This window comes from Rurimicrobium arvi (assembly GCF_039540495.1).
Taxonomy (GTDB): Bacteria; Bacteroidota; Bacteroidia; order Chitinophagales; family Chitinophagaceae; genus Rurimicrobium; species Rurimicrobium arvi.
In genome coordinates, this window is sequence record NZ_BAABEZ010000001.1 from 342,505 (window position 1) to 364,965 (window position 22,461).

Genomic DNA, 22,461 nt, shown 5'->3' on the forward strand with positions numbered 1-22,461 from the left:
ATGAGTCAATCGTTTTCCAAAAAGGAAATAGCACAAAAGAAAGCAAAACAGAAAAAAGAGAAGGTCGAGAAAATGCGGGAACGCAAGGCCGGTAAAGAAAAAGGGAAATCCCTGGACGATATGCTGGCTTACGTGGACGAGAACGGAAACCTGAGTTCCGTACCGCCCGACATGAGCAACAAAAAGGAAATTCTCGCGGAGGATATCATCCTGGGGGCAGCGCCCGTTGAGGAAGAAAACCCGGAAAGAAAAGGAACCGTATCGTTTTTCAACGATGCTAAGGGGTATGGTTTTATCACAGATGATAAAACCCGCGAAAATATCTTCGTGCATGCCAATCAGCTCGCCCAGCCGATCACTGAAAAAGACAGGGTTTTGTTCAATAAAGAAAAATCTGCACGCGGTATGATTGCCGTGAATGTGCGGAAGTACAAATAAGCAGGGCTTAGAGATGTTATGTAGTTAAATGACATCTGTGTATCTTGCAACTGAAGCGGAATCAGCACGGTTCCGTCAAAAAATACCCCGGTCTGTGCAGGTATAACAGGCATAGACCGGGCACAACATCACTAATTATACATCATGCATCTTTTTGATCACATACTCGAACCTCCTTCCTATGGCTGGAAGGATCAGAACGGACAACCCGTGTGTCCGTCGAGGAAACAGATATTCAGCGAATTCCTGAAACGGTTGAATATATTCCGGTCGGTAAAGAACTGGATGACATTCACAAGCTGGTTTCAGTTGCTTTGCCTGCTGCCGTTCCTGCTGCTGTTTATATTCCGTTATTTCGAGTGGCCGCTGCTGATCGTCGGTTTTGTTTACAGCATGATCCTTATGGGGACGCATGGTACCATCTGGTATCACCGGTATTGCACTCATAAAGCGTATACATTCAAAAATGCGTTCTGGCGGGTGCTCACCCAGCATCTTGTGATCAAGACGGTGTTCGAGGAAATTTATGCCGTGTCGCATCACGTGCATCATGCAAAGTCCGATCAGCCCGGAGACCCCTACAACGCCACCTGTGGTTTCTGGTATTGTTTTCTGGCCGATGCCGTACATCAGCCGATCAACCGCAATCTTTCCGAAAGTGATTACCAGAAGGTCGCTGCTTTGCTGAAGCATTCCGGTGTACGTGCAAACACTTACGAACAGTACCGTAAATGGGGATCAGTAGATCACCCGGCAAGAGTGTTGCTCAGCTGGGTACTGAACTGGTCGTTCTGGGGAACCGTATTTTACCTGATCGGAGAGTATGGATTCGACCACCGCGGCATGGCTTTGGTCTGCTGCATTTTCGGTTCCGCTTTTGTATGGACTATCGGCGTGCGTACCTTTAATTATGAAGGGCACGGAAAAGGCAAACTGAAACATACCGAGGGTGTTGATTTTAATAAGGACGATCTTTCAATCAACCAGATCTGGCCAGGTTATGTTGCAGGCGAATGGCACAATAACCATCATCTGTTCCCGGGAAGCGCCCGTTCGGGATTTCTGCCCTATCAGCTCGACCTCGCATATTGCTACATTTACCTCTTACATAAACTGGGAGGAGTAACGCACTACCACGATTCGCGTAAGCAATTCCTCAAACAGTATTACCGCTCCCGTTCGGAGTCGCAGGACTAATTCGTTTTATTTAGTTGTATACCGTAATGTGAATTTACGGTTGTCTCCGTATGTATCAGCACATGTGGAGCATAACTGTATACCCGGTTTTTTGTAACCAGGTGATCATAGCACAAAGCACCTGCAGTGCATCATTTCCGTCTGAATTTGGAAAGACGGGAACTTTTTCCCCCTGCAAAATACCGGGTACACTTACTATTCTTCCGTTACAGTGCAATAATCACTACTAAAGATGGGGGCAGGTGATCTGTTAAAGTCCCCGTAATGGCACAATTTACTGCTTCGTTTACACACAACGCTTCTGACAGCCGGAAGTGTGCCTGACCAATAGCTTATACCGGGATATGAATGGGATTTTCCTCAGGGAAAGAATACAACACAATCATTCATTCGATACAGATTACTATGAGAAAACTGTTACTTGGTTTGCTTCCGGTCTTTTTTTGTGCGCTTGCCTTCGGGCAGCATCGCGGCAGTTGTGCCTTCGAAGTGATGCACAAAAACCAACTATCACTTAATAAATCTTACGACAGTTCCGTCCGCAGGCTGGATGCAAGATGGACCAGCTATGCAGCTCTTGCTTCCGGAGCGATGCTTACTTACACGAGTGCCGGATATGTGTATGAAATTCCCACCGTTGTTCATGTGATTCACACAGGCGGAAGCGTCGGCTCTCTGTATAATCCGGACAGCACCAAGATCGCGCAGATGATCGCGTATCTGAACGCTTCCTACGCAGCCGCTTCACCGTTCCCGGACACCACACACGGAGGCTGCAGGATACCGCTGAAATTCGTTTTGGCCAGGAGAACACCTGCAGGTGCATCGACGAACGGTATCATACGGGTGGATGCAAGTTCGCTTTCCGGTTACTCCTCCTGGGGCGTGAATGTCAGCTTAAGCTCCGGCGTAAGCGACAACACAATAAAATCTCTGAGCCGTTGGTCTCCTGCAGACTATTATAACATCTATTGTGTCAACAAGATTGACGGAAACGACCTGTATTCCGGTGGTGGTATCGCCGGATATGCCTATTTTCCGGGAAGCCCTTCGCAGGATGGAATGATTGTGGTTGCAGCCGAAGTGACCGCCGGATCAACTACTGTGTCTCATGAATTGGGACATGCATTCGGTCTCTATCATACATTTGAAGGAGATGCAGGCGGCACAACCTGTCCTTCCACAACTTCCTGCTCCACCACCGGCGATCTGATCTGCGACACGGAACCTCATATCCGTGAGTCTTCTGCATTTCCCTCCACCTGGTGTCCGCCAACAGATTACAACTCCTGTACCGGAAGATCTTATAATTATACGCAGTATAATATCATGGATTATACTGAATGCCCTCCTGACCGTTTTACGGCAGGGCAGCGCACACGTATGCTCAATACGCTGGATAATGAACGGGTGGGCTATAAGACTTCCGCCGGTCTGCTCAGTCCTTCCGGTTCGATCACAACTGTATCCTGCACTCCTACCAGTTCTTCCATTGCCAATGTGGGTCCTGTAATGGTGAGCTTTAACGGGATGAATGTATGGACCGGAGATGCATACGCAGAGCAGGCCGCTTATGCAGATCATGCTTACACCCAGCAAAGCAGTGTACGGAGAGGTAATACATATACGATCAGTGTAAACACAGAACTGAACAAGCAAAACGTACGCGTATTTATCGACTATAATAATGACGGCGATTTTGCAGATGCAGGAGAACAGGTGTTCAGTCATAACGGAACAAGTATTCCCGAGACGCACAGCGGTAGTATCACCATTCCCGCAACGGCTGTTACCTGCGCTTATCTGCGCATGCGTGTGGTTTCTGTGTTTTACTCGGCTACCCCCTCAGATTACGCCTGTGGTCCTTATACTTATGGTCAGGCGGAGGATTACGGTGTGTACGTGGTTTCGGATACTCCTGCTGTTACAAGTCCTGTTACACTTTGCCAGGGGGTAAGCGCTTCAGCGCTTACGGCGAGCGGATCCAACCTGAAATGGTATACCGCTGCTACTGGCGGAACAGGCGTGACAGCACTTATTCCTTCAACTGCAACCATTGGTTCCACAACCTATTACGTGAGCCAGTCGGGCGACGGATCCGCTACTTGTGAGAGCAGCCGCTCCGCTCTTGTCGTAAATGTTATTGCACCGCCCGCAGCACCGGCAGTTACGAGCCCGGTTACCTATTGTCAGGGTGCAACCGCTTCGGCGCTTACTGCGACCGGTAGCAGCCTGCTGTGGTATAGTGCGGCATCCGGCGGTACGGGAAGTACTACCGCTACTGTTCCTTCAACGGCAACTGCCGGTACTTTTACCTATTATGTTTCCCAGACTTCGGGGGGCTGTGAAAGTCCGCGTGCGGCAATCACTGTAAATATAACGGCTGCACCCGCTGCGCCGACTGTGTCCACACCGGTAACTTATTGCATCGGTGCATCCGCTGTTGCGCTCACTGCGTCCGGCAGCAGCCTGCAATGGTATACGCTTTCTTCCGGAGGTACAGGCAGTACCATAGCTCCCGTGCCGTCCACGGCATCCGCCGGTACCACAACTTATTACGTGAGTCAGAAACCCGGTACCTGCGAGAGTTCCAGGGCGGCAATTGCAGTGACTGTAAAAGCGGTACCCGGAGCGCCTTCCGTAGCCTCGATGGTGGTCTATTGTCAGGGCTCAACTTCTGTACCTCTGAGTGCTTCGGGGGCCGCACCGGGCGATACCCTGTTGTGGTACACTGCAGCTACAGGAGGTGCGCCTTCTTACATCGCTCCGACACCCTCTACGACAAGTGTCGGTAGTAATACCTCGTGGGTGAGCCTCAAATCCGCTCCGTCGTGCGAGGGCAGCCGTTCATCAATAACAGTGAATGTAAATGCCAACCCAACTGCTCCCACGGTAAGCACACCTGTTTCTTATTGCCGCGGTGACCTTGCAACGGCACTTACAGCTACTAAATCTTCCGGAGTTGACACTCTTTATTGGTATACTGCCGCTACAGGCGGACTGGGATCTGCTACAGCCCCGGTACCTTCCACTGCAACTGCCGGATTGACGAACTACTGGGTGAGCAGTAGAAATAACCTCAGTTGTGAAAGTAGCCGCACTGCCATTTCCGTACAGGTAAATGCTTTGCCATTAAGCCCTTCGGTAACCGCTGTGTCTTATTGCCAGGGTGCATCCGCCGCTCCGTTAACGGCAACCCCTTCCGTTGCCGGTGACACACTCTACTGGTACACCACAGCATCCGGGGGAACCGGTTCACTTACTCCTCCCACACCTGCGACAACGGCAACCGGTGTGACTACCTATTACGTAAGTGAGCGTAATACCAATAAATGTGAGAGCGTGAGGACAGCAATCACCGTTACGGTAAATGCCGTTCCTGCAGCACCTTCGGTTGTAAGCCCGGTCATCTACTGTCAGGGCGCTGTGGCCGTTGCACTCAGTGCAACGAAATCTGCGCCTTCGGATACTTTACTTTGGTACAGCACGGCTATCGGCGGTACCGCCTCTTATACTGCTCCAATTTCTTCTACCGCATCTGCCGGAACAAGTTCCTGGTGGGTGAGTCTTAAATCTGCGCCTGCATGCGAAAGCGGCCGTTCCGCTATCTCTGTTACTATAAATCCCGGTCCTGCGGCACCTGTCGTGAGCACACCTGTCTCTTATTGCAGGGGCGATATTTCTGTCGCGCTTACCGCTACCAAAGCTTCCGGAACAGATACGCTTTACTGGTACACGGTCGCAACCGGAGGGGTGGGTTCGCTTACCGCACCGGTACCTGCTACCGCAACAGCCGGAATCACAAATTACTGGGTGAGCAGCAAAAGCGCTTTAAGTTGCGAAGGCAGTCGTGCTGCAATTGCAGTGCAGGTGAATGCCTTGCCCGCCGCACCTTCAGCGAATCCTGTAGCTTATTGCAGAGGGGCCGTTGCAGCTCCGCTGACTGCCACACCATCGTCTGCAGGCGATACGCTTTACTGGTACTCCACAGCAACAGGGGGAACAGGTTCGCTTATTCCTCCCACGCCCGCCACAACAAGTACGGGCATTACTACCTATTACGTAAGTGAGCGTAATGCCAACAAATGTGAGAGTGCAAGAACGGCAATCACGGTTACGGTAAACGCCATACCAGCTGCTCCTTCCGTTGTCACTCCTGTAGGTTATTGCCAGGGCGCGACCGCTCTGGCCCTCATCGCTGCAAAATCAGCTCCCACAGATACCCTGCTTTGGTATACCGCTGCCACAGGCGGAACTGCATCATACACGGCACCTGTTCCTTCAACCGTATTCCCCGGAACAACTACCTGGTGGGTTAGCCTGAAATCGGCTGCCGCATGCGAGGGCGGCCGATCTTCAATCTTAGTAGCCATAAGTCCCAATCCGGCAGCACCGGCTGTAACAAGCCCGGTATCTTATTGCCAGGGCGACCCCGCTACCGCACTTACTGCTACGAAAGCGTCCGGAACAGATACGCTCTACTGGTACAGTACTGCAACGGGAGGAACGGGTTCGCTCACTGCTCCCGTTCCCTCTACGGCCACAGCGGGACTTACAAGCTATTGGGTCAGCAGCAGAAATATCCTGACCTGTGAGGGAAGTCGCGCCATTATAGCAGTACAGGTCAACGCCTTACCCGCAAGCCCTGTTGTGAATGCGGTTACTTATTGTCAGGGTGCTGTTGCGGTTCCGCTGACAGCCACGCCATCCGCCGCCGGCGATACGCTTTACTGGTACACTGCAGCAACAGGAGGAACGGGTTCGCTTACGGCGCCCACACCCGCCACAGCCGCAACGGGTGTAACCACTTATTACGTGAGCGAACGCAACTCCAATAAATGCGAAAGTCCCAGAGCTGCTATAGTGGTAACTGTTAACCGCACACCTTCCGCTCCCACGGTGGTGAGTCCGGTATTATACTGTCAGGGAGCTTCAACTGCTCCGCTCATTGCGTTGAAAACCGTTTTCACAGATACGCTTCTATGGTACACCACAGCTGCAGGTGGAACCGCTTCCTACACGACACCTGTTCCATCAACGTTAATCCCCGGAGCCACAAACTGGTGGGTGAGTATAAAATCATCTGCCGCTTGTGAAAGCAGCAGGTCTTCAATCTTAGTAGCCGTAAGTCCGAATCCGGCAGCACCGGCTGTAATAAGCCCGGTGTCTTATTGCCAGGGTGACCCTGCTACCGCACTTACTGCTACGAAAGCATCCGGAACAGATACGCTCTACTGGTACAGTACTGCAACAGGAGGATCAGGTTCACTTACGGCTCCCATACCTTCTACAGCAACATCCGGAACCACGAATTACTGGGTGGGCAGCAGAAACGTCCTGACCTGTGAAAGCATCCGCACAAATATTTCGGTACAGGTAAATGCACTTCCGTCAAGTCCGTCAACTACCTCGGTTACTTACTGCCAGGGAGCAACAGCCTTACCGTTAATTGCAACACCTTCCGCTGCCGGAGATACCCTTTACTGGTACACCACTGCGTCCGGGGGAACTGGTTCCCGTATCGCTCCCACGCCATCAACAGGTACACCGGGCATTACTACATACTATGTAAGCGAAAGAAACATGAACAAGTGTGAAAGTCCGAGAGCGGCTATTACGGTAACCGTTAATCTTACACCGGCCGCACCTGCTGTGGTAAGTCCGGTAACCTATTGCCAGGGAGCAACGGCAGTAGCTTTAAGTGCGGCGAAATCTGCACCTTCAGATACGTTGCTTTGGTACACGGCGGCTTCCGGCGGGGCATCAGTTTATACAGCTCCGGTTCCTTCCACAGTATCCGCCGGAACCAATACCTGGTGGGTGAGCCTTAAAACAGCGGCAGCCTGCGAGGGAAATCGTTCTGCGATTACGGTTACTGTAAATCCGCTTCCGCTGGCCCCTGCTGCAGCAAGTCCGGTGACTTATTGTAAAGGCGATGTCGCTACAGCGCTTACAGCAACCGGCGCTTCCGGAACAGATACCCTTTACTGGTACACTGTTGCCACGGGAGGAACAGGATCATTAACTGCTCCGATACCTTCCACCGCCACGGCCGGACTAACGGGTTACTGGGTAAGCAGCAGAAATACGCTTAATTGTGAAAGTAGTCGTGTGCGGGTTAATGTGCAGGTAAACGATCTGCCGCTGGCTCCGGTGGTGAGCCCGGTTGTGTACTGTCAGGGAGCAGCCGCGGTTCCGTTAACCGCGACGGCTTCCTCCGCGGGAGATACCCTTTATTGGTACACTGTTGCCACAGGCGGCACAGCTTCTCTGTCAGCGCCCACACCAACCACAAGTGCAACAGGCGTCACCACCTATTATGTAAGTGAGCGTAATTCGAATAAGTGCGAGAGTCCGAGAGCCATGATCACAGTGACTGTCAATCCTACGCCTGCGGCGCCGTCAGTTACCAGTCCTTTAAATCTCTGTATCGGTTCCGCCGCCACAGCGCTTACCGCATCGGGTACAGGGTTGCTGTGGTATGTGGCCGCAATCGGCGGAACCGGGAGTGCAACTGCTCCGGTACCGTCCACAGCGGCGCTTGGAACGACTACCTATTACGTGAGTCAGACCAACAGCTTCAATTGTGAAAGTGCGCGAAGCACGCTCAGTGTTGCTGTTCAGGACCTTCCTGCTGCCCCTGCCGTGGTCAGTCCTGTTACTTACTGTCAGGGAGCTACAGCCACAGCACTTACTGCTACAAAGCCTTCGGCAACCGACACGCTCTACTGGTACACCACTGCTACCGGCGGAACAGGAGTTACGGCGGCACCCGTTCCGGCAACAGGAACGGTGGGTAGTACCACAGTTTATGCAGGCGCCAGATCCCGTTATGGCTGTACCGGTACTTTACGTGCGGCTATTGTTGTGACTGTAAACCCAACACCGGTACTCCCGACAGTAACGAGCCCGGTTGTCTATTGTCAGAACGCAATTGCACTGGCACTGAACGCTACTGCTGCATCTGCCGGAGACACGCTGAAGTGGTATACCGCCGCAACCGGCGGAACAGGCTCTAATACAGCTATTGTACCGGCTACCGCTACGGCGGGTACTGTCAATTATTATGTAAGTGCCAAAAATGTATACGGGTGTGAAGGACCGCGCGCGCCGATTGCAGTGACCGTTAATGCATTGCCGGCTGCTCCGGTTGTGGTATCACCCGTGAACCTTTGTGTCGGGGGAGCATCTTCCCCGCTTACCGCCACAGGTACCGCTTTGCTCTGGTATACCTCGCTCACCGGTACGGGAAGCAGCACTGCACCTGCGCCTTCCACGGCAGCAATTGCAACGGTTCTTTATTATGTAACCCAAACCAACACGACCACCGGTTGCGAAAGTCCGAAAGCCACAATAAACGTTGTCGTTAACCCGCTGCCATCGGTGCCGGTTGTGATTACCCCTCTCGACATCTGTATGAACAGTGTAGCCAGCAGGCTGGGCGCAGGTGGTACCTCTCTTCTGTGGTACACTGCCGCCACCGGCGGTACAGGTTCTGCGACTGCTCCTATTCCCGTTACTACTGCTGTCGGATCTTTCAACTATTACGTAAGTCAGACATCGTCGGTAGGCTGTGAGGGACCGAGAGCCCTGCTGGCCGTAAATGTGCGTCCTTTACCTGTGGTGACGGTGGTACCCAAAACAGTACCCGGCTTTGTGTATTGTCCGGGTAAGACAGTTACGCTGCTGGCATCTTCCACGCTTCCCGTCACGTACCAATGGTATCAGGGCAGTTTGCTCCTCAGTGGTGCAACATCGGATACACTTGCTGCAGGAACCACCAGTAACTATAAAGTGGTTGCAACAACGGTATATGGCTGTACCGACGATACCGTTATCTCAGTAACGCAGGATGTAGCCCCCGTACTTACTCCGCCGGAATCCACTATTTGTGAAAATGCTTCGGTATTGCTGGTCTGCCATCCCGGGTATACAGGATCACTGTTCGACTGGAAGAAAGATGGATTTTCGATGACTCCTGCGACCCCTAAAGCGAACACACGCAATGTGACAGCTTCCGGCTCTTATACAGTTACCGTTACCAGTATTTATGGATGCGTGGCAACTACGAACAGTACTTCTGTCAGCTATTATCCCAAACCGGTAAGACCGGTGATAGGCAGGGTGGGCAGTACATTGTACCTGAGTCCGTCCACAGGATATATCTACTATCAATGGTTCCGGAACGGTTCGGTAATTGCCGGGGCAAACAGCAGTTCTTATACATATATAAAAGGCGGACTGTATCATGCGGAAGTTACCGATAGGAACGGTTGTATCGCGAACTCGGATACTGCAGAATTGCAGGCCACCTCAGTACCGCAGATGTCGCTGAATACAGAGATAAAAGTGCATCCGAATCCCACTAACGGAAAGCTGCAGATCGAAGCACCTCTGGTGATACACGCAGAATTATCGGACATGATGGGGCGCAGACTGATCTATGTCGAAAATGCTCAGAGCATAGACCTGAAAGACCTGCCGGATGGTACATATGTATTGCGTTTATACGACGAGAGCCGACAGTTGATCGCTGTGGAAAAGATAAATAAAGTAACCTGGCAGTAAACACCTGTTTTGTGTCACACAAGCTGCTCCGTTATGTGGAGCAGCTTTTTTTTATTGGTTGGGCCTCGGACTTCAGGTGCTGAGACCAGACGTTTACATCTGCCCGGAATATTCCATGGCTACCTGATGTAATGTGTTACAATATGCATGGGAGTTGTGCTTTCTGGTCGCTCCCTTTTTTCCTGAGTAGATAGTCTCCACTACTTATGTATTGCCGCATAACCTAAGGATCGTTTAATGACTTATTTGAACCCTACTTATGTATGGTTTTTGCATTTGAGCGCTAACACAGGAACTTCTTTTCTCGTCGTACCCTGTGTAAAAAGAATCAAAGACATGAGAAAGACAAAAAATGTGATCGCATTATTGCTGACTGTACTTTGCGGTAATGCCGTTTCCGCACAATGGAAGAAAATCGGCAGTGGCACAACAAATGACCTGCTCGGGGTGCATTTCCCAACTGCAAGTACCGGATATGCAGTTGGGAAAGACGGTACCGTGCTCAAGTCCACCGATGGCGGTGATACCTGGACCGGTGGAACTGTTACCGGCTACACAACTAACTGGTTCTGGGACGTACAGTTCAAGGGTGCCGACACCGGTTTTGTGTGTGGAGAGACGGACCCCGGTACGAACCCGCATGGTATGGGCCTGATCCTCAAAACGACCGATGGCGGGAAAACCTGGAAATCAGTTTTCTTCAGTTCGCTTACCCCTGTCCGGGATATTTTCATGGTAAGCCGCGATACGATTTTCGCCTGCGGCGGCGCTGAAATGACAGACGGTTATATATGGAAGTCGGTAGATGGAGGGAGTAATTGGACCCCTTACGGACCGGGATACTACGACGCGATGCTGGGCGGCCTGTATTTTCTCAACGGCAGCAAGGGCTTCTGGGGTATGTACGAATCTGTGGGTGGGGCCTATAACCCCGGTCTCAGCAGCTGGATGTCCACAAAAGACGGACTTGCTACCATCAACACCGATGTGGCTCCGTCAAGTGCGTCTTACTGGAACTTCGCCAGTTCGTTCCCTACCGCAAGCCGCGGATATATGATGCGGGGTACCTATCTGACGACAGGAAATGCATATGTACGGGTTACGAATGACGGGGGAGCGACCTGGACGGAAAAGTATGCAGCAATTGTAGGTGCGGTTTATGGGATGGATTTCTGCCAGAAGGATACGGGATTCATCGTCGGAGGAGCAGGGAAAATATGGCGTACCGGCGATGGGGCTTTCTCGTGGTCGGCACAAAGCTCTCCGGTGACCACAGATCTGAGATCGGTATATTGCTACAAAAACGAAGCGGCCTACGCAGTAGGTACTGAAGGAACCATCCTGAAACTGAAATTATCAGGAATGTCCCAACCCTCGGCAATAACGGAAAACAAAGTCAGCGAAACGATATCTGTGGGACCTAACCCGGTAAAAGGTTTGCTCACGATCTATGGACTGACGGAGAACATGGCTTTTTCGGTCACTGATTTGCGAGGAGTCCGGGTAGCGGAGGGGATGTTGAACCCCGCACATGCTTTCATTGATATGAAGACGCTGGCGCCGGGAATGTACCTGCTGCATGTTCAGGGTACAGAAGCGATGACTACGATCAGCGTATGTAAAGCAGATTAAATCCGTTTGTTTAAATAGAGTAGCCTTATCGCCTGATTGTCAATAAAAAGGCCGGAAATAATTTCCGGCCTTTTGTTCTGAGTACAGATGAATTTAGTTGCAGTGCTGTTCGAAAGCAGCGATCAGGTTGGCGGCGATCATATCGGCCGAACGACCTTCGATCATATGACGTTCGATCATGTGTACGAGCTGCCCGTCTTTCAGTAAAGCGATGGAAGGGCTGGAAGGGGGATAAGGCAGGAGGTAGGTTCTCGCCTGTTTTACAGCATCCAGATCGTATCCTGCAAAGCTCGTGGTAAGGTGGTCCGGCTTTTTGGAAGCCATCGCTACGGCACGTAATACGCCCGGGCGTGCTGTGCCCGCAGAGCATCCGCATACAGAATTGATTACCAGAAGGGTAGTGCCGGTTTGTTTAAGTGCCTGATCAACTGAATCCGGAGTGTTCAGGTCGGAAAAACCATTGCTGGTGAGTTCTGCTTTCATCGGCAGGACGATATCGGAAGGATACATTTTGAAAAGATTTTTATTGCTGCGAAATTACATCAAAATGAACTTCTTGCTACCTTCGCTTTTCGTTATGAAGAACAAGAAAACGATTATATTCCTGGTAGGCTTCTTTATTGTGCTCAGCGCGGCATTTATGACCTACTATTACAGTATAACGAAGGTGAAAAAGCCTCAATTACCCTATTACGGTGAAGGCGACCATCGCGTGCGTGGTTTTTCATTTACGGATCAGGATGGAAACGTGGTGACGCAGAAAGACGTGGATGGTAAGGTATATGTGGCCGAATATTTCTTCGCTACCTGCCAGGGCATCTGTCCTAAAATGAACGAGAACCTGAATACGGTATATCGCCAGTTCAAGGGCGACGACCGTGTAATGTTCTTATCTCATACTGTTGATCCTGAAGAGGATAGCGCCAGTGCTTTAAAGGAATACGCGAAGCGTTTTGAAGCCGATTCCCATCAGTGGAAATTCCTTACCGGAGACAAACAGCAGTTGTATAACCAGGCGCGCTACAGTTACCTGATATCAGCGGAAGACGATACGACAGGATTGAGTATTGATAAAGATTTTATACATGATAATCATTTTGTATTGGTGGATGGTACCGGTCATATCCGCGGAATGTATGACGGGTTGCAGGCTCAGGAGATGATCCGCCTCGCAACGGACATAAAATCCCTGCTGGGGGATAACGTTCGTTAACCCTTTACTTAACCGAATCATAAGGCAGTTTATATTTTAACATAATATTGAGCATAATCTTTTCGCGCTTGTTTCATACAAAATTTGCTCAATTCATTCATTTAGTATAAATTTGCCATCCCTTTTAGGGAACTACAACGCGCGTGTTCACTATTTTTAGAGGAAATTATTGTTAATGTCTGACAGTCCTGTCCGGATGGCTAAGCCTTTCCGGTGGGGCCTTTTCGGCATTTGTATCAATCGAAAAAAAGGAGTTTTTATATACTATGGCAACAACAAAAAAAAGAACGGCTACGGGTCGTGTCAACTTTGGTAAAATCCACGATGTGGCTGACACTCCCGATCTGCTCGGTATCCAGCTGCAATCTTTCCAGGACTTTTTTCAATTGGAGACCACTCCGGATAAAAGAAACAATGAAGGATTGTTCCGCGTGTTTAAGGAGAACTTCCCGATCACTGATACCCGTAACATTTTCGTTCTTGAGTTTTTGGATTATTTCATTGATCCTCCCCGCTACACCATCGAAGAATGTATGGAGCGTGGCCTTACCTATTCAGTTCCGCTGAAAGCAAAACTCAAATTAAGTTGTAACGACGAAGAGCACGTTGATTTCGAGACCATCATTCAGGACGTATTCCTGGGTAATATCCCGTACATGACGCCCCGTGGTACATTCGTGATCAACGGAGCGGAGCGTGTGGTGGTATCCCAGCTGCACCGTTCTCCCGGTGTGTTCTTCGGACAAAGCACGCACCCGAACGGTACGAAGATCTATTCTGCCCGTGTGATTCCGTTTAAAGGAGCATGGATGGAATTTGCGACAGACATCAACAACGTGATGTATGCGTATATCGACCGTAAGAAAAAATTCCCGGTAACAACGCTGCTGCGTTCTATCGGTTATGAAACAGATAAAGACATCCTGCAATTGTTCGGAATGGCTGACGAAGTGAAAGCCGACCGTAAATCGCTGGAAGCAAATATGGGTCGCCGCCTGGCTGCACGTGTACTGCGTAGCTGGACCGAAGACTTCGTGGATGAGGACACCGGTGAGGTGGTTTCCATCGAGCGTAACGAGGTAGTGCTCGAGCGCGATAATTACCTGAACGAAGACAGCATCGATCTGATCCTTGAGATGAAGATCCCTACCGTATTCGTACAGAAAGAAGAGGTGAGCGGGGATTTCTCCATCATCTACAACACCCTGAATAAAGATACTTCCAACTCCGAACTCGAAGCCGTACAACACATCTACCGCCAGCTGCGCGGAAGTGATGCTCCGGATGACGAGACTGCGCGTGGTATCATCGAAAAGCTCTTCTTCTCCGACAAACGTTATGACCTCGGTGAAGTGGGACGCTACAAGATCAACCGCCGCCTGGGACTGGATACCGCTATCAGCAAAAAAGTACTGACCAAAGAAGATATCATTTCGATCATCAAATATCTCGTACGCCTTACCAACGGTAAAGCAGAGGTGGATGATATCGATCACCTGAGCAACCGTCGCGTGCGTACGGTAGGGGAGCAATTGTTCGCTCAGTTCGGTGTAGGTCTTGCCCGTATGGCGCGTACCATCCGTGAGCGTATGAACGTTCGTGATAACGAGGTGTTCACGCCGATCGATCTGATCAATGCGCGTACGCTGTCTTCTGTAATCAACTCCTTCTTCGGAACTTCCCAGTTGTCACAGTTCCTGGACCAAACCAACCCGCTGTCTGAGATCACGCACAAGCGTCGTATCTCCGCACTCGGTCCCGGTGGTCTGAGCCGTGAGCGCGCGGGCTTCGAGGTGCGTGACGTTCACTACTCTCACTATGGACGTCTGTGTACTATCGAAACACCGGAAGGACCAAACATCGGTCTGATCTCCACGCTGTGTGTACACGCGAAGATCAACGATATGGGATTCATCGAAACGCCTTATCGCAAGGTAAGAGAAGGAAAGGTAGACCTGAAGAGCTACCAGTTCCTGAGCGCTGAAGAAGAAGATACCGCCAAGATCGCCCAGGCAAATATGCCGCTGGATGAAAAAGGCCATTTCGTAGACGAAAAAATCATTTCCCGTCAAACGGGCGACTTCCCGGTTCTGGATCCGGGCGAAGTGGAATACATGGACGTTGCTCCAAACCAGATTGTAGGTCTGTCTGCATCACTGATTCCGTTCCTGGAGCATGATGATGCCAACCGTGCGCTGATGGGATCGAACATGCAACGTCAGGCAGTTCCGCTGATCCGTCCGCAGGTGCCTATCGTGGGTACCGGTCTGGAAGGAAAGGCTGCACGCGATGCGCGTATCCAGATCCACGCTGAAGGTACAGGTGTGGTAGAGTATGTGGATGCAAATGAGATCCATGTTCGCTATGACCGTTCTGAAAAAGACCGTCTCGTTTCTTTTGAAGATGACCTGAAAAAATATACTCTGACCAAATACAAGAAAACCAACCAAAGCACCAGCATCACGCTGAAGCCTGCGGTTCGTAAAGGTCAGAAAGTGAAAATGGGCGACTTCCTTACGGAAGGTTATGCAACCCAGGGCGGCGAGCTCGCATTGGGCCGTAACCTGAAAGTGGCGTTCATGCCATGGAAAGGGTACAACTTCGAGGATGCGATTGTGATCAATGAGAAAGTGGTTCGCGACGACCTGTTCACATCTATCCACATCGATGAGTATGAACTGGAAGTGCGTGACACGAAACTCGGTGAGGAAGAACTGACTCCGGATATCCCGAACGTTTCTGAAGAGGCGACAAAAGACCTCGACGAGAACGGTATTATCCGTATCGGTGCGCACGTAAAAGAGGGCGATATCCTGATCGGTAAGATCACTCCTAAAGGAGAAACTGATCCTACTCCGGAAGAAAAACTCCTGCGTGCGATCTTCGGTGATAAAGCCGGTGATGCGAAAGATGCTTCCCTGAAAGCGCCGTCCGGAATTGAAGGAACCGTTATCCATAAACAACTGTTCCAGCGCGCGAAGAAAGACAAGAAAGATAAAGCGAAAGATAAAGCGATGCTCGAGAAGATCGAGAAATCGCATGAAACCAACCTCAGCGAACTGAAAGGATTGCTGCTGGATAAGCTGATGACCCTGCTGAAAGACAAAGCGTCTATGGGCATCACCAACAACTTCGGTGAGATGCTGCTGAGCAAAGGCGGTAAATTCAATCCGAAAATGCTGTCTACGATCGATTATGCCAACGTAAATCCGCTGGGATGGACAGGTGATAACGAAACGGATGAGCTGATCAACCAATTGTTGCACAACTATAACATTAAGTACAACGAAGAACTCGGACGTTACAAACGCGAGAAGTTCAACCTCTCTATCGGAGACGAATTACCTGCAGGCGTGCTGAAGCTCGCGAAAGTGTACCTGGCAGCGAAACGTAAGCTGAAAGTGGGTGATAAAATGGCGGGACGTCACGGAAACAAGGGTATCGTTGCCCGTATCGTTCGTGCGGAAGATATGCCGTTCCTCGAGGACGGAACACCGGTGGATATCGTACTGAATCCGCTGGGGGTACCTTCCCGTATGAACCTGGGTCAGATCTACGAAACAATCCTGGGATGGACCGGAGAGAAACTGGGTATGCGCTTTGCCACCCCGATCTTCGACGGAGCTTCCGTACCGGAAATCGAAGACCTGATCACAGAATCGGGATTGCCGGAATTCGGTCATACGTTCCTGTATGACGGAGAGACAGGCGAGCGTTTCCATCAGAAAGCGACGGTGGGTATCATCTATATGATCAAACTGCACCACATGGTGGACGATAAGATGCACGCGCGTTCTATCGGACCATACTCACTCATCACGCAACAGCCGCTGGGTGGTAAAGCCCAGTTCGGTGGACAGCGTTTCGGTGAGATGGAGGTTTGGGCACTTGAAGCTTATGGTGCATCCAACATCCTGCAGGAATTGCTTACGATTAAATCCGATGATATCTCCGGCCGTGCGAAAACGTACGAGGCGATCGTTAAAGGAGACAATGTACCGAAAGCCGGAATTCCGGAATCGTTCAACGTATTGGTGAACGAATTACGCGGCCTGGGTCTGGAATTGAAATTTGAATAAACAGATAAGGAGGGTGCCGGGTGCGAAACCGGGCATCCTCTTTACTCCGGGTTTTTGAGATGAAGGTTACAGGATTTACGTTTATCAGGAATGCGATCAAGTTTGACTATCCTGTAGTTGAGGCGATCCGTTCGATCCTGCCTTTATGTGATCAGATGGTGGTGGCTGTCGGCAATTCGGAAGACGCAACACGCGAGCTGATCGCATCGATAGATCCGGGGAAGATAAAGATCATTGAAACAGTCTGGGACGATAGTCTCAGGGAAGGAGGCAGGGTACTGGCGCAGGAAACGGACAAAGCATTTGCCGCAATAGATGCAGACACCGACTGGTGTTTCTACATTCAGGGAGATGAAGTGATCCACGAGCAATATTACCCCGCGATCCGCGAAGCGATGCAGCGATGGAAAGACGATCTGTCTGTAGACGGGTTATTGTTTCACTACCTGCATTTCTACGGCTCTTACGACTACGTCGGTATTGCACCCGGCTGGTACCGGAATGAAATCCGTATCGTGCGCCGGAATCCGGGGATTTATTCTTACAAGGATGCCCAGGGATTCAGGAAGAACAGGGGGGAAAAGCTGACAGTAGTGCCGGTGGATGCCTATGTGTATCACTACGGATGGGTGAAAGAGCCAACGGCGATGCAGCGGAAGCAGGAGACCTTTACCAAGCTCTGGCATGACGACGAGTGGGTGGAGAAGCACGTGCGGAAAGCGGATGCCTTCGACTATGTAACGCATATTGATGCCTTGCAGCATTTCAACGGTACGCATCCGGAAGTGATGAAAGAGCGGATTGCGCAACGCAACTGGAAATTTGATTATGATCTTTCGTTCAACAAGCTGACGATCAAACAGAAATTGAAGAATTTTATACAGGATAAACTGAAGTACAATCTGAGTTATCAGAATTATATTCTGAAGAAATAGTTTCAACAAAAAGAAAATACACACTCAATAAATATGGCTATTAAAAAAGAAAATCGTCCGAAGGCCGGATTTGGTAAGATTACCATCAGCCTTGCATCTCCGGATGCCATACTGGACCGTTCTTACGGCGAGGTATTGAAACCCGAAACGATTAACTACCGTACGTACAAGCCTGAGCGCGACGGCTTGTTCTGCGAAAAAATCTTTGGCCCTGTAAAGGACTATGAATGCTATTGCGGTAAGTATAAGCGTATCCGTTATAAGGGTATTGTCTGCGACCGTTGTGGTGTGGAAGTAACAGAGAAAAAAGTTCGCCGTGAGCGCATGGGTCACATCAAGCTGGTGGTGCCTGTGGTGCATATCTGGTATTTCAAAAGCCTTCCGAATAAAATCGGTTACCTGCTCGGTTCCAGCTCCAAAAAAATGGAGAGCATCGTGTATTACGAGCGTTATGTAGTCATCCAGGCGGGAGAGGCTGAAGAGCTGATCCGTCAGAAACTGAATCTCCGCGATTCCGAAAACGTGCACCAGCAATTGCTGAGCGAGGACGAATACCTCGAGATCATGGAGACTATCTCTAAAGATAACCATTACCTGCCGGATGAAGATCCGAATAAGTTCATCGCGAAAATGGGTGCAGAAGCGGTTCATGATCTGCTGGCACGCATCGACCTCGATAAACTGAGCTATGAGCTGCGTAACGCTGCTGCGAACGAAACTTCGCAACAACGTAAACAGGAAGCCCTGAAACGCCTGAGCGTGGTGGAAGCTTTCCGCGAGGCAAATACGCGCGTTGAAAATAAACTGGAATGGATGGTAATGCAGTATCTGCCGGTAATTCCGCCGGAACTGCGTCCGCTCGTACCGCTGGATGGCGGCCGTTTTGCGTCTTCCGACCTGAACGACCTGTACCGTCGTGTGATCATCCGTAACAACCGTCTGAAACGTTTGCTGGAGATCAAAGCTCCCGAGGTGATCCTGCGTAACGAAAAACGTATGTTGCAGGAAGCTGTTGACTCCCTGTTCGACAATAGCCGTAAATCCAACGCTGTAAAGGCTGAAGGTGGTCGCGCACTGAAGTCTCTGTCAGATGTTCTGAAAGGTAAACAAGGTCGTTTCCGTCAGAACCTGTTGGGTAAACGTGTGGACTACTCCGGTCGTTCTGTAATCGTGGTAGGCCCTGAAATGAAATTGCATGAGTGTGGTATTCCTAAAGATATGGCGGCCGAATTGTTCAAGCCGTTTATCATCCGCAAACTCATTGAAAGAGGTATCGTAAAAACCGTTAAGAGCGCGAAAAAATTGGTTGAGCGCAAAGAAGCGGTGGTTTGGGATATCCTGGAGAATGTACTGAAAGGACATCCGGTTCTCCTGAACCGTGCCCCTACGCTTCACCGTTTGTCTATCCAGGCCTTCCAGCCGAAACTGATCGAAGGTAAAGCGATCCAGTTGCACCCGTTGGTGTGTTCTGCGTTCAACGCCGACTTCGATGGTGACCAGATGGCCGTTCACGTTCCGCTGAGTCACGCTGCGATCCTGGAAGCTCAGCTCCTGATGCTTGCTGCGCACAACATCCTGAACCCGCAGAACGGTACGCCGATCACCCTGCCTTCTCAGGACATGGTTCTTGGTCTGTACTACCTCACAAAAGGTAAAAAATCTACGGAAACGGAAAAAGTGAAAGGAGAGGGTAAAGCTTTCTATTCCGCTGAAGAAGTAGTGATCGCTCATAATGAAGGCCGTGCCGAACTGCACGCCTGGATCAAAGTAAAAGGTGATGTGCGTCAGAAAGACGGTTCGCTGAAACGTGAACTGATCGATACGACCGTAGGCCGTGTGATCTTCAACCAGTTCGTTCCGAAATCCAATGGTTTCGTAAACGCCCTGCTGACGAAGAAATCTCTGCGGGAGATCATCGGTGAGATCCTGAAAAATACAAATATTCCGCAAACGGTTCAGTTCCTGGACGATATCAAAACACTCGGATTCCGTACAGCCTTCCGTGGTGGACTTTCGTTCAATATCAGAGACCTTACCGTTCCGGAAATCAAAGAAGAACTCGTTTCTGCGGCGCACAATGACGTGTCTGAAGTGTGGGACAACTACAACATGGGTCTCATCACCAACAACGAACGTTATAACCAGATCATCGATATCTGGAGCCGTGTGGATACACGCGTTACCGAAACCCTCATCAAAGAGATGGCCGGCGATAAGCAAGGTTTCAACTCCGTATACATGATGCTGGATTCCGGAGCCCGTGGTAGTAAGCAGCAGGTAAAACAGCTGGCTGGTCTTCGCGGACTGATGGCGAAACCCCGTCGTTCGGGATCTACCGGTTCTGAAATCATCGAAAACCCGATCCTGTCGAACTTTAAAGTAGGTCTGTCGGTATTGGAGTACTTCATCTCTACGCATGGTGCCCGTAAGGGTCTTGCGGATACGGCCCTGAAAACGGCGGATGCGGGTTACCTTACCCGTCGTCTGGTAGATGTGGCCCAGGATGTGGTGATCAACGAGGAAGATTGTGGTACACTGCGTGGTATCGCTACTTCTGCTCTGAAAGATAATGAAGAAGTGATCGAGTCTCTGTACGACCGTATCCTCGGACGTACTTCCCTGCACGATGTGATCGATCCGCTGACAAACCAGCTGATTGTAAACGCAGGCGACGAGATCACGGAAGATATCGCAAAAGCTATCGAAGAGACAGCTATCGATACGGTGGAAATCCGTTCGGTGCTCACTTGTGAGGCTAAACGCGGTGTGTGTGCGAAATGTTACGGTAAAAACCTTGCAACGGGCTATATGGCTCAGGCGGGTGATGCTGTGGGTATTATCGCTGCACAAAGTATCGGTGAACCGGGTACACAGCTGACACTCCGTACCTTCCACGTGGGTGGTGTGGCGAGCAGCTCCGCAACCGATTCTCAATTGCTTTCCCGCTTTGACGGAACAGCGCAGTTCGACGGGTTGCGTACCACTGCCTACAAAAACGAAGAAGGGGAAGATATCACTGTGGTTATCGGTCGTACCGGTGAGGTGCGTATCGTGGATATGGCAAACGATCGCCTGCTCACAACGCACAATATCCCTTACGGTTCTATACTCAAAATCAAAAACGGTCAGAAGATCGCCAAAGGACAGGCTATCTGTGCATGGGATCCGTTCAATGCCGTTATCATTTCCGAGGTTTCGGGTGCCATCAACTTCGAAGGTATCATTGAAGGTATCACCTTCCGTGAAGAAGCGGACGAGCAAACAGGACACCGTGAGAAAGTGGTTATCGAGACCAAGGACAAAACGAAGATCCCTGCGATCCTCGTTTCCGGAAAAGAAGATAAATCTTACAACTTACCGGTAGGCTCTCACATCATCGTTGAAGAAGGCGAACGCGTACACAACGGACAGGTAATTGCCAAGATCCCGCGCGTGATGGGTCGTAGCCGGGATATCACCGGAGGTCTTCCGCGTGTAACCGAGCTGTTCGAAGCGCGTAACCCGAGCAATCCTGCAGTAGTTGCTGAGATCGACGGTGTTGTTTCCTTCGGTAACATCAAGCGTGGTAACCGTGAGATCACCGTTGAGTCTAAAGACGGAATGGTGAAGAAATACCTGGTACCGCTGACACGTCAGATCACTGTTCAGGATGGTGACTTCATCAAAGCAGGTAACTCCCTGTCTGATGGCGCTACCACTCCGAGCGATATCCTCGCGATCAAAGGACCATTCGCCGTTCAGGAATACCTGGTGAATGAGATCCAGGAGGTTTACCGTTTACAAGGGGTAAAAATCAATGACAAGCACATCGAGGTGATCGTGCGTCAGATGATGCGTAAAGTAACAATCGTAGATCCGGGAGATACCAAATTCCTCGAAAACGATACGGAAGATAAATTCGACTTCATGGCAGAAAATGACTGGATCTTCGATAAGAAGGTGGTTGTGGATGCCGGAGGTTCTGAAAACCTGCACCCGGGACAAATCGCCACGCTGCGTGAGATCCGCGAAGAAAACTCGCTGCTCCGCCGTTCCGACAGAAAACTCGTGGAATACCGCGATGCACAGCCTGCCACGTCCACTCCTTTGTTGCTGGGTATTACCAAAGCATCTCTGGGTACACGCAGCTGGATCTCGGCAGCATCCTTCCAGGAAACTACGAAAGTGCTTTCTACCGCGGCGATCAATGGTAAAGCCGATACGCTGACCGGTCTGAAAGAAAACGTAATCACCGGAAACCTGATACCTGCCGGTACCGGTATGCGTGAATTCGAAGGTATCATTGTTGGTTCCAAAGAAGAGTACGAACTGCTCCTCGCTAACAAGGATATCCTGGAGTTCGACGAAGAAGAATAAGAATGATCATCCGATCTGTTCCTATAGAAAAGACCGCCACAGT

At 50.5% G+C, this 22,461-nt stretch carries 9 protein-coding genes; 8 read left to right on the forward strand and 1 reads right to left on the reverse strand.

The annotated features are described in order from the left end of the window. The 4 genes from ABD846_RS01455 to ABD846_RS01470 all read left to right on the forward strand — a co-directional run bounded on the left by ABD846_RS01455 (position 1) and on the right by ABD846_RS01470 (position 11,835). Positions 1-438: a cold-shock protein gene (locus ABD846_RS01455; RefSeq protein ID WP_344821935.1), complete on the forward strand. Its 438-nt coding sequence runs from the start codon at positions 1-3 to the stop codon at positions 436-438. Positions 439-582: 144 nt separating this feature from the next. Continuing rightward, on the forward strand, positions 583-1,635 hold the full coding sequence (locus ABD846_RS01460) for a fatty acid desaturase family protein (protein ID WP_344821937.1): 1,053 nt from the start codon (positions 583-585) through the stop codon (positions 1,633-1,635). A 405-nt stretch (positions 1,636-2,040) separates the two neighbouring features. Then, positions 2,041-10,203, forward strand: coding sequence for an Ig-like domain-containing protein (locus ABD846_RS01465; RefSeq protein ID WP_344821939.1), 8,163 nt, complete (start codon positions 2,041-2,043; stop codon positions 10,201-10,203). Positions 10,204-10,539: 336 nt separating this feature from the next. Further along, positions 10,540-11,835: a YCF48-related protein gene (locus tag ABD846_RS01470; RefSeq protein ID WP_344821941.1), complete on the forward strand. Its 1,296-nt coding sequence runs from the start codon at positions 10,540-10,542 to the stop codon at positions 11,833-11,835. Between the two features lie 93 nt (positions 11,836-11,928). Here the strand turns inward: ABD846_RS01470 and ABD846_RS01475 are convergent, their stop codons facing one another. Then, positions 11,929-12,345 carry a BrxA/BrxB family bacilliredoxin gene (locus tag ABD846_RS01475; RefSeq protein ID WP_344821943.1) on the reverse strand — a complete coding sequence of 139 codons (417 nt, stop codon included), beginning with the start codon at positions 12,343-12,345 and terminating at the stop codon, positions 11,929-11,931. Between the two features lie 37 nt (positions 12,346-12,382). Here ABD846_RS01475 and ABD846_RS01480 point away from each other — a divergent pair, with 37 nt between their 5' ends. The 4 genes from ABD846_RS01480 (at position 12,383) to rpoC (ending at position 22,418) form a co-directional block, all read left to right on the forward strand. Continuing rightward, positions 12,383-13,048 carry an SCO family protein gene (locus ABD846_RS01480; RefSeq protein WP_344821945.1) on the forward strand — a complete coding sequence of 222 codons (666 nt, stop codon included), beginning with the start codon at positions 12,383-12,385 and terminating at the stop codon, positions 13,046-13,048. 266 nt (positions 13,049-13,314) lie between these two features. After that, positions 13,315-17,127, forward strand: coding sequence for a DNA-directed RNA polymerase subunit beta (rpoB, locus tag ABD846_RS01485; RefSeq protein WP_344821947.1), 3,813 nt, complete (start codon positions 13,315-13,317; stop codon positions 17,125-17,127). Between the two features lie 59 nt (positions 17,128-17,186). Continuing rightward, positions 17,187-18,062, forward strand: coding sequence for a glycosyltransferase family protein (locus tag ABD846_RS01490; RefSeq protein ID WP_344821949.1), 876 nt, complete (start codon positions 17,187-17,189; stop codon positions 18,060-18,062). A gap of 33 nt (positions 18,063-18,095) precedes the next feature. Beyond that, entirely contained in the window at positions 18,096-22,418 is a 4,323-nt protein-coding gene (gene rpoC / locus ABD846_RS01495; RefSeq protein ID WP_344821951.1) for a DNA-directed RNA polymerase subunit beta', read from the forward strand. Positions 22,419-22,461 lie beyond the last annotated feature (43 nt).